7 protein-coding genes are annotated in these 6,773 nt (G+C 49.7%); 3 read left to right on the top strand and 4 right to left on the bottom strand.

Features of this window, described 5'->3' with window-relative positions; genetic code table 11:
• The coding region (locus NZ772_11035) for a dicarboxylate/amino acid:cation symporter (GenBank protein MCS6814082.1) at positions 1-1,167 on the bottom strand (1,167 nt) is incomplete at its 3' end.
• A 228-nt stretch (positions 1,168-1,395) separates the two neighbouring features.
• Positions 1,396-1,941 (bottom strand): cyclic nucleotide-binding domain-containing protein, encoded by a 546-nt coding sequence (locus tag NZ772_11040; protein MCS6814083.1) that lies wholly within the window; start codon positions 1,939-1,941, stop codon positions 1,396-1,398.
• Between the two features lie 214 nt (positions 1,942-2,155).
• Here NZ772_11040 and NZ772_11045 point away from each other — a divergent pair, with 214 nt between their 5' ends.
• On the top strand, positions 2,156-2,362 hold the full coding sequence (locus tag NZ772_11045; GenBank protein MCS6814084.1) for a hypothetical protein: 207 nt from the start codon (positions 2,156-2,158) through the stop codon (positions 2,360-2,362).
• A gap of 92 nt (positions 2,363-2,454) precedes the next feature.
• Positions 2,455-2,712: a hypothetical protein gene (locus NZ772_11050; protein MCS6814085.1), complete on the top strand. Its 258-nt coding sequence runs from the start codon at positions 2,455-2,457 to the stop codon at positions 2,710-2,712.
• 26 nt (positions 2,713-2,738) lie between these two features.
• Here the strand turns inward: NZ772_11050 and NZ772_11055 are convergent, their stop codons facing one another.
• A complete protein-coding gene (locus NZ772_11055; GenBank protein ID MCS6814086.1) occupies positions 2,739-5,009 on the bottom strand; it encodes a tetratricopeptide repeat protein in 2,271 nt (756 codons plus the stop codon).
• 407 nt (positions 5,010-5,416) lie between these two features.
• Here NZ772_11055 and NZ772_11060 point away from each other — a divergent pair, with 407 nt between their 5' ends.
• Complete coding sequence (locus tag NZ772_11060) at positions 5,417-6,187, top strand: hypothetical protein (protein ID MCS6814087.1); 771 nt, start codon at positions 5,417-5,419, stop codon at positions 6,185-6,187.
• A 64-nt stretch (positions 6,188-6,251) separates the two neighbouring features.
• Here NZ772_11060 and NZ772_11065 read toward each other — a convergent pair.
• The coding region (locus NZ772_11065; protein ID MCS6814088.1) for an elongation factor G at positions 6,252-6,773 on the bottom strand (522 nt) is incomplete at its 5' end.

Raw genomic sequence — 6,773 nt, forward strand, 5'->3', positions numbered from 1 at the left:
AAAGCCGTCGGTAAGGCGGTCAATGCCTGCGACGATTGTGACTCCCTCAAGGGGCAACCCAGCGGCTGACAGCACAGTAGTCATCATAATGATCGCCGAACCAGGAACACCAGGAGTGCTAAAGGAAACAAAGAATGCGCTGATGGCGATCACCATCAACAGTGGGGGGGTTATGGGAATGTGGTAAATCTGAGCTATAAACAGGGCGTTGAAACTCTGAAGAATAGCAGACCCATCTCGCTTAAGGGCAGTCCCTAGGGGGATAGCGAAACTGGCAACCTCTTCCCGAATGCCGTAGACCTCTTGGGCGTTGCGTAGTCCGATCGGCAGCACAGCATTTGAGCTAGCCGTGCCAAACCCTAGAGAAAAGGCAGGCGCAAATGCCTTGAGAAATTCAATTGGTTTTGCTCGTAACACAAGTAACATCAGCATGTACAGCGCAGCCATGACCAAACTGGCAAGAAACAAACCTGCTACATAGAGAAACAACCGTATGATCAACCCTAGTCCTTGAATAGCCACCACTGAGGTGATGAGGGCAAATACGCCTACGGGAGCTAGGTAAAGAATCATGGACAGGATAGTTTCTGTAATGTCGTAGACACTGGTGATTACTTGCAGAAACTGGTCTGCTCGATGGCCAATACGCTGACAGGCAATGCCAATTAGGGCTGCGGAACCAATTACCTGGAGCAAATTACCCGTACTCAGGGCCTCAAATGGGTTAACAGGAATCAGGCTGACTAACCAATCCAAAATGGACTGATTAGAACTGGTGATGGCAACTCCTTCAGCAGACAGCCCTCCAAAGCCACTACCGGGTTGCAGAATCAGCGCGGCTATAAGGCCGATCGCCACGGCGATCGCGCTGGTAATGGCATATAGACTCAGCAGCTTGGCAGCATAGCGTCCAACTTGAGAGGCATTTTGAATGCGCGTGAGTCCCAAAATTAGGGAACAAAACACAGTGGGCACCACCACAAACTGAATAATGCGTAGAAATCCATTACCGAGTGGGGACAGCAGGTAGTGGTCTAGGGGAACGATCGCGGCAGGGGCAAATTCGTGCAGACCTGCTCCGGCTAAAATCCCGATGCCCAAGGAGAACAAAATCCAGGTGGAAAGACTGACGGATCGTAGCAGCGTAATAGGAGTAGGTCGGGTCATGGGTAGAGTAGCCAATGGAGTCGCCGTGCAGCAAAAGGTTACATCGTCATGAGAATACCGCCCTACCGAGACCAGACACAATAGCGATCGCTAGAGATTATCCACTCTCCGTTGGCATTTCGTCATCATGTGCAGATAATTGACCACTAATTGACTACGAATGCTGTACTAGGCAGATGCATGTTGATTGAATGCACGTTAGGTTACAAGATTGAGAGTATGTCACCGTCAATATTTCTGTTCTCGCAGTCGTTGCAGCAGAAAATCGAAGCGGATTCTTACCAGGTCAAAACGATTCATAACCTCTGGGCTAAGGTCTTCTTCGGTAGGCTGCTCTAAATTTTCCATCCGGAAGACATCTACCTGCTTAAGAAGCTTCCTCACACGGTCAGACAGCAAAACGGCCATGGCGTGGTAGAAGTGAGAAGCGAAGCTGTTGTCAAGCATTAATTTAGATGACAACTTTGTCCATGGAATTGCCCAAACCAATGTCTCTTCTAGTGCTATAACCGTGGCTGAGGGCAACCGAGCATCAATGAAGGACATTTCACCCACAATATCCCCTGTTTCTAGCTGAGCAATTTCATGTAAGCCCTGAGGGGTATCGACTTGCACTGACAACATGCCCGATAACACCACGTACAGTGCATCAGGACGAACAGTATGCTCAATTAAAACGCTACCTGGTGGAATTACTTTCTGCCGACCAGCCGTAGCTAGCCACTCAATATCGCGATCGTCCATCTCTGCCAGGATGTAAAGTGCTTTTGACATAGTCCTGCGTCCAGTAACTCCGTTATGGGTAATTGTTTCCGTAGCATTCGTAGCAACCCTGCACCCTATTCTGTGTCAGATCACAATTCTATGGTGATCTGGAGCGCCAATAACTAGCTGGAATTTCACAAGCTACAAACCTTCGCATCACGCAACATCTCCTAGGAATCTCCGATAGTTGTAAACATAGATTTCAAGGAGTTGTATGTCTGCAATGAATCTTTTACCGACAGCCCTCTCGGAGATGTTTTTACAAGTGACCAAGACCAAGACAATTAGTAAGGCTGACCAGTACGGCATGTTGACAGCATTGCTCGATGATTCTGTAAATGAACACGATCTTCAAAGCATTGATCGCATTCTCTATGCCGTTCGTCGCGGTCGAGTCCAGGTTGTTGATGAGTTGTCGACTCTTCAGTGAGCCACCAATAATCACGCTGGTGATGGCTCTCGGTGACCAGTAATTTGTCCCTGTTTTGTTGGTTACACTTAGTTTAGTTAGACGTTGCTGACATGATGAATTCACCAAACGTAACTCACCCCTCGGTTGACGACCAACAAGTTGAATCTTTTGTTCAGTTTGTGCGCTCTGATCACAGTGGCATTTGCCAAATGTTGACTGCTCTGTCCATCTATGGTGCAACCTCCACCGACCAAGCAGTAATTACGGCAGGTGTATCGCGGTTGAGGGAACTGGGCGAAACCTCTCTGGCTAACTGGCTGGTTGATATGCTGTGCATCAGCTTAGACGGGTTTAGAGCTAGACCCTAGATAATAGTTGAAAAGGAGCGCTATAGCTAGTTGGCGATAACTAGTTGGCGATAAAAGCTTTCTAAGGCGGTTACACAGCTACGATCGTCATACAGACGGGTACACCGCTCCAGCAATCGACGTTTCACATCAACTCTCCAAGTCTGATCCTGTCCTAGACGCACCGCCAGGGTTATGTACTCCTGAGGGCTGTGGGCGATTGTGTCTGTCACCCCAATCAGGTTCAACATGCCGTAGGATTGTCGTCCGCGCATTAGCTCGCCGGGACAAGTAACGATCGGCAGTCCACAGGCAATGGCTTCTGCGGAGGTCACCCCGCCTGACCAACCAATGGTATCGAGGAAAATATCTGCTAACTGTAACAGGGCAAAGTAGCGGTCACGCTGGAGCCTGGGCAGAATGATGCAATGGTTGTGGTAGTCTAGGCCAAGTTGGGCAAAGGCTCGCTGGAGCCGTCGGCAAAACAAATCTGTGACGGATGCACTGACGTGGCGAACGAACACTAGTTTGGCTTCAGGCATCTGATGGGCAATCTCAGCGTACAGGTAGTCATACTGAGGCAAATATTTGGGCAAAGCTTGGCAGGAAACATAGAGTAGAGTGTCATCGGGCAAGCCCAGATCCGATCGCTGACAGGTTAGTGGCGGCAAGACAGGGGTAGGGTAGGGAATACCCAGGTTAGGCAATCGCACTAGGGTTTCTGAATAGTGATCTTGGGCATTATCAGGCTCCATAGCATCACTGCCCAAAAAATAGTCAATGGTGGGGATGCCAGAGGTTGTGGGGTGTAGCCATGTGGTGCATTGCACTGGGGCTAGACGTAAACAGGCCAGTTCTGTGATAAACGGACGCATCCCGATCGCGGGAAACACCACAATATGGGGGGCATCGATCGCAATCTGGGCACAGACCTGCTCTACAGACTCTGGCAGTTGACGAAACACGTCACTGTATAGCCGATATTGGCTAGTAACGTAATCGGACTCTTCGCTAGTGAGGTAGGTATAAATCTCAAACTGTTGGCGATCAGTATAGCGATACAAGCTAGGCAGCAATTTACCAGCAACATTGTAAGAAAACCCTTCAGAGATGTAAGCTACTCGAATCTTTCCTCCCAGAGCTAGCCCTAGCTGGGGACGAGGTTGGCTCCAGTCTGGGTAGTAGGTAGCCATTACCCGCTGCACAAACCGCCCATACTGTTGTTGTAGGTCACGATCGTTGTATCCCTGGTACTGGAGGTAGAAGTTATTGTGGTAACGGATAGCCCGTAAAACACTGTCTCGATCAGTGAAGCTATTGTTTGGCTCCTGAGCTAAGGTTGCCATACCCTCACTAAAACGCTGCCGCCACAGTACTACATCCTCTGGGGTGTCATACATCATGGGCAAAAACAACCGTTGGTAGAGCTGAAAAATTAACTCCTGAGGTAGTTGCTGTGAGGCTGCTTGAGCTACTTCCAGAGCAGCCTGTTCACGATGGAAATGATGGAGGGTTCTTAACCACTCAATGTAGAGTTCGTGGCTAGTGGGATAATGGTGTAGACCTAGGCGGGCAATGCGATCGGCATCCTCCGGCTGGTTTAAGTGTCTGTAGGCTTCGATTATTGCTAAATAGCAGTCTAGTTCCAGCACCTCAGTGGCGATGACTTGTTCAAAATAGTGAACTGCCGAGGCATAGTCCCGCTGGTGAAACGCTGCATATCCGTAGCAAAATGCTGCTGAAAGTGGCTGCTGCAACTGGTCAAAGGCTATCCCTAAATTGTAGAAAATATCTGCATTGGTAGGTTGTAGAGCCAATGCCTGTTTGTAGGCGTGGATAGCATCACTAGGCTGCCCTAGGGCGAGGAATACATTGCCTAGGTTCAGGTGCCCTCCCACGTAGGTCGCATCCATGGCGATCGCTTGCTGATACACCGCCGCGGCCTCTGACAACTGGCCTGTGGTTTCTAGCAAATGGCCTAGACCACTATAGGCATCGATTAAGGCTGGTTCGATCGCCAGTGCTTGCTGGTAGGCTTGAATGGCAGCCATTACCTCTCCTAGTTGCTCCAACACTAACCCAAAGCAGTAATGTTGAATTGCTTTGCGATCGTCTACTGCCAGCGCCTGTTGTAACGCTTGTTTGGCCTCCTCGTAGCGTTGCTGCTGATAATAAACCATGCCCAAATTGCGCCATGCATCAGCATTTTCAGGATGATGACGGAGGAACTGTTGGTACATAGCCTCCGCTTCCCCGTAGCGCCCCGTGTGGTGCAGGGCCAAGGCTTCCCGGTGGAGGGCATCAGTATCAGTTGTCATGCGGTTAGTCATCAGTTGCTAGTAGTGGGTAGCTGGAAGAGCACTTGTGATCTAGATTTTCACGTTTGGGGTTGGCAACGTGACCCTTACCCCAAACCCCTTGCTTCACATTTGGCAGAGGAACTTTAGACCGAATGTTATAACACCGATTCCCCGAACTATCGATGTAGATAGCTTGTAGTAAAGACTTAAGTCCTTACTACGAACTAATAGGGTATGTAGCTAGCTTTTGGAGAAAAAGTATCAGTAGTCCACTAGCTGCCCAATAGTTAGGTGATCATGGCTAAGAATGCCCTAATCATGGCCAACTTTATAACCTGCACACCTCACTAATATGCTCACTGCCTCGTGCTGGATGATGGAGGTAGCAAATCGAGCAAATAGCTAGTGCTTTAGGAGAATCAACTATGTATTTCAGCATATTGGGATTTGGGGGAGCTTTAGCAATAGCATTGCTGCTGGTGTTTAGTGTATTGCAGTGGTTGCAAGTGCCAGCAGGGAACTTTGTAGACTGGATCATCGGTGCAGCAAGCTTCTGGTGGTTGCTAGTGGTGACACCGGTACCGTGGAATATTTACTTTGATGCGAAGCAGGTGCTAGCAGAGGCTGCTGTTTCTGCTGAAAACGGTATCATAGTGGAACCGAGGAAACTTAATTATGCCCAGATGGTGGCCCGGCGATCGCTATGGATAGCAATTACACTGCACGTACTCTCAGCCATTGGACTGTACACCCTTGCTGCCCTGGGAATTTCTAGTGTAGGCTATGTCAGTTCGGGGGCAGCCTTGCTGTTGACCGCACTCCGTCCAGCAATTGCGACCTATGGTTACCTGTCCGCCCGCCTTGCCATGATTCGCCAAGATTTCAAGTATCCCCGTGACGACATTAAGGATGTCTTGACGCGGTTGGGCAAACTGGAATCAGACATAGCTAGCACCAAGGCCCAGATAGACCGGGCCGATCCACGATCGTGGGCAGTGTCTGTAGAACGACGATTAGAGTCACTGCGCCAAGACCTGACTCATCTAAGCTCTAGCCAAGAAGAGCTAAAAATTGCCAACCAGACCGATCACCAACGCCTATCTAGGGAAGCTGAACAGGCGATTGCACGCCTTTCTACCGATGCTCAGTTCCTCGACCATGTGCGTGAAATTATCCGCTTCTTCAAGAACGCCTAGCCCCTGGTTTGTTCCTAGGGTGCTGACCGGTCAATACGAACAGTAATACGAATAGCTATTGCGGCTAGCGATCGTTACCCTGATGACTATTGCCGTTAGCAGCCAGCAATACTCGCTCTGCCAGTTTCTCTGGCATTTCTTGTAGGTGGTCATACTCCCAACAGAAGAAACCAACCCCCATTGTTTGAGAGCGGAGTTCCACAATTAGGTCGTGCATTTCCACCTGGGGAATTTGGGTAAATACGTCATCCCACCCCGCCCAGTCTGCCTTGGCATCATAGCCAAGAATTTGGCCCCGCCGCCCACTCACTAAGCGCAACACCTTGGAGGTGAATTCTGAGGGCACGGAAATCGTGACATTCAAGACTGGCTCTAGCAATACGGGTTGACACTTAGCCATTCCTGCTTGCATGGCAAGGCGGGCTGCTTGCTTAAAAGCCTGTTCGGAACTATCAACAGAATGATAGGAGCCATTGGTGAGGGTGACATCTACATCCACGACGGGGAAGCCTAAGGGGCCATGTACCAGGTAGTCTCGTATACCGTGCTCAACCGCAGGAATGTACTGTTTAGGGACAACACCACC

This window comes from Cyanobacteriota bacterium, from assembly GCA_025054735.1.
GTDB lineage: Bacteria > Cyanobacteriota > Cyanobacteriia > SKYG9 > SKYG9 > SKYG9.